General features: G+C 68.3%; 4 protein-coding genes. All 4 read right to left on the reverse strand.

The window, feature by feature from the left end; translation table 11 throughout:
* Nucleotides 1-694, reverse strand: a 694-nt coding sequence (icmH, locus tag EOD07_RS28625; protein WP_164772622.1) for a type IVB secretion system protein IcmH/DotU, incomplete at its 3' end; no start/stop codon positions are given.
* Nucleotides 695-698: 4 nt separating this feature from the next.
* Entirely contained in the window at nucleotides 699-2,033 is a 1,335-nt protein-coding gene (gene tssK, locus EOD07_RS28630) for a type VI secretion system baseplate subunit TssK (protein ID WP_041001906.1), read from the reverse strand.
* Between the two features lie 36 nt (nucleotides 2,034-2,069).
* Nucleotides 2,070-2,522, reverse strand: a complete 453-nt coding sequence (tssJ, locus tag EOD07_RS28635; protein ID WP_073988854.1) for a type VI secretion system lipoprotein TssJ — start codon at nucleotides 2,520-2,522, stop codon at nucleotides 2,070-2,072.
* A 4-nt stretch (nucleotides 2,523-2,526) separates the two neighbouring features.
* Nucleotides 2,527-3,067: type VI secretion system-associated FHA domain protein TagH (gene tagH / locus EOD07_RS28640; RefSeq protein WP_127237754.1), on the reverse strand; the 541-nt coding region annotated here is incomplete at its 5' end.

The following is a 3,067-nucleotide window of genomic DNA, read 5'->3' on the forward strand; positions in this document are numbered from 1 at the left end:
CCATCACCCAGATCGGCACGATGAAGCGCTGCGGCTCGTCGGAGGCGACAACGCCTTTCCAGTTCGGCGACAGCGGCGCGTCCTCGGCATCCGCGTTGCGCAGGAAGCGCGCCGCCGCCACGCGCACGGCGTTGAGCGACCGGTCGCCGGCGCGGCCGGGCACCCGGTACTTGCCGCGGAAGCCAAGCGCCAGGCAGTAATATTGCAGCTCAAGCATTTCGCGGTCGCGGTTGGGATGCCGCTCCAGCTCGTCGAGGCGGGTGAAGAACTGGGTGCCGGCATCGACGTCGCCGCGCAGCATCACCACAAGCGGCTGGCGCGGCCAGGCACTGGCGCCGCCCCATGGCGTGTTGAGCGCGAGATCGTCGAGCAGCGCCGCCACCGCCCATGCCGCCTGGTCCGCGCGCTCCAGCGACGAGCCCGCGGCAACAGCGGCGTCGCGCGCCCGCACCAGCTCGTCGAGCAGGCGCGTGCGCATCACTTCCGGGTTCTCCGGCGCCAGCGCGCTTTCGAGCTCCGGCGCGAATTCGAGCAGCGGCGCGAAGATGTTGATGAGCGTGTTGGGGTGCGCACGCGCGCGTTTGACCGGCGCGCCCGGCGCCAGCGGCGCCAGCGGCCGGGGCGCGGCACCCGTCAGCCGGATGCGGGTGCGCTCGCGATCCTCCGACAGTCCGAAAGGATCATCCCGGCTCATGGCCTCACCTGTTCACCGAATAGCAGTCGACCTGAGGCTCGCTCGGCAGCACGCCGGACACCCCGATGACGAAGCCCGGAGCGTCGAGCAACGAGGCCCAGTGCTCGCTCTTCTGGTCGAGCTCCAGGCACAGCCGATCGCCGTCATAGGGGATCTCGCGCGGCTGCGAATGCAGCGGCTTCAGCGGGATGCCGGGCAGGCGCGATTTCCAGAGGCCTTCGAACTGGTCGGCCGAGCCGACCGTCGCCTGGTTGACGAAGATCTTGCGCAGCGCGTCTTCCGAAAGCTCGGAGCCGACGCGGATGACGATACGGCTGGCGACGAGCAGCTTCGGGTTGTCGATGCGCACTTTCCAGACATTGGTCGCGTGCCGCATGACCGGCAGCGCGCGCGACTTCGGTTCGATGTAGCGCAGGCTGAGGATGAGCGAACGCAAGGCGTCCGCCAGCGCCATATAGGCGGGGCCTGGCGCCATGTGGTCGTAGGCCGGCAATTCGCCGAGCCGCCGCGAGCTCGAGCCGTAGGTGGCCATCTCGCCGGCGAGGCCGGCAAGCTCGAGATAGAGCTCGGCCGGATGGAAGACATCCTGCGCCAGCATATGCGCAAGGCGCGGCCGCGCGGCGTTGGCGAGGTGCAGCATCAGCAAGTCTTCGACGCTGCGGCCTGCCCCGCCCATCACCATCTTGCCGTGCGCCTCGGCGATCTGGTCGAGGCCGGTGACGACTTCCTGCAGCAATTGCCGGTACCAGTGGACGGCACCGGTGATCAGCGTCGGCGGCAGGAAGGCCGGGTCGAGCGAGACGCCGCCATCGGCGCGCACGCCCGTGATGTCGGCTACCGGCAGCGCGGTATAGCCGCCGACCGACTTGCCGGGCGCAAGCAACACCGCCTGCGGTCGGGCGACCTCGATCTCTTCCGGATCGGCACCGCCCTGCACGGCATCGCGCACCGGGACGATCTTGCCGTGGTAGCGCGCCCCCGTCGATGCCGCATGCGCCGGATCGAAGCCGACGCCGCCGGGCGGCTCCAGCGGCAGCGCGATCAGCACCGGGCCGGCGCCGGTATCGGCCGTGACCGGCAGCGGCTTGGGCGCGTCCATCAGCTCCGGGATGGAGAAGGGCGTGCCGTCCGGGAAGATGCCCCGGGCGGACACGATCGACACCTGGCCGGCGTCGAGCAGCGACTGGTCGAGCGTCAGCTGCTGGAAGCCGAACGTGTGGAGCTGGCCGGCCTGCAAGGCGCCGCGCACCATCCCCTCGAAGAACCGGTCCTGCTGCTGGAAATGCTGGGTCCTGAGAAACAGACCCTCCGACCACAGCACCCTGTTTGCGTCGCTCATGCTGCCACTCTCTGCACTGCCGTGGTTGTCTCGCCGTCAGGCGGAAATGCCGCCCTTGCCGAGGCCGACATTGATGGTGAACTTCGATCCTGGCGAAACCGACTTGGTCGTGCGCCAGTTGCGTCCGCCCGGTTCGCGGATCAGCGCGACGAAGCCGAGCGCGGTCGCGTTCGGCTCGACCGTGATGGTCTTGGCCGCCGTCTTGCCCGGCGCGACCGAGATCGCGTCCGAGCCGATAAGGTCGGCGCCAAGCGCCGAACCGGCATCGCCCTGCAGCGCGAAATAATCGGCCGAATTGAACTTGCCGGTGCTGGCAAGCCGCATCACCAGAACCGTCACCGGCCGGTCGCCGCCGCCCGGTCCCGGATTCATGCCGGCGCCGCCGGTCACGTTGACCGAGATGACCGATGGTTTCGGCGGGCCGCTCTGGCAAGCCGCAAGCAGGCCCGTGGCGCCAATGGCAACGATGAATTCGCGTCTGTCGATCATGTCCCTACTCCTCTTCGTAAGCATCCCTGAAGTCTGCGCCGATCTCGCCCAGGAAGCTCGATTCCGCGCTCTGGGCGATGTCGCGATGGCGTTTCTGGTAGAGCTCCCACAGCTTGGCGTTGCGCCCACCGGACAGCAGATTGCCAATCGCGGAATTGGACTTGAGCTCTTCCTCGATGGCGGCCGGATCGAAACGGTCGATCATGCGCCGAAGCGCTGCCTGCACACCGCGCCAGGCGCGCACGTGATGCTGCGCGAGATCTTTCACAGCGTCGCCGATCGCCGCCTCGCCGGTCAGGAAGCCCGGGCTGCGTTCCGCGATGATGGTCACGATGACATCCTCGACCGTCGGCAGGAATTTGAGCGGATTGACCTCGGAAGCGCCGACCATGGTCTGGGCGACGCGCGCGCTTCCCTTCTCCTCGGCGCGCTTGCGCAGGAGCTGCATCAGCCCATCGAGCATCAGCCGGTATTCCCGCCCGAACTTTTCCATCTCGGCGATCGGATCGCGCCCGGGAAAATCAGCCTCTTCCACCCCCATGCCG

Source organism: Mesorhizobium sp. M2C.T.Ca.TU.002.02.1.1 (genome assembly GCF_003997225.1).

What these genes read in the sequence shown, in the direction of transcription:
- tssJ (WP_073988854.1), bottom strand. Translation starts at nt 2,522, where the DNA reads ATGATCGACAGACGCGAATTCATCGTTGCCATTGGCGCCACGGGCCTG.
- tssK (WP_041001906.1), bottom strand. Translation starts at nt 2,033, where the DNA reads ATGAGCGACGCAAACAGGGTGCTGTGGTCGGAGGGTCTGTTTCTCAGG.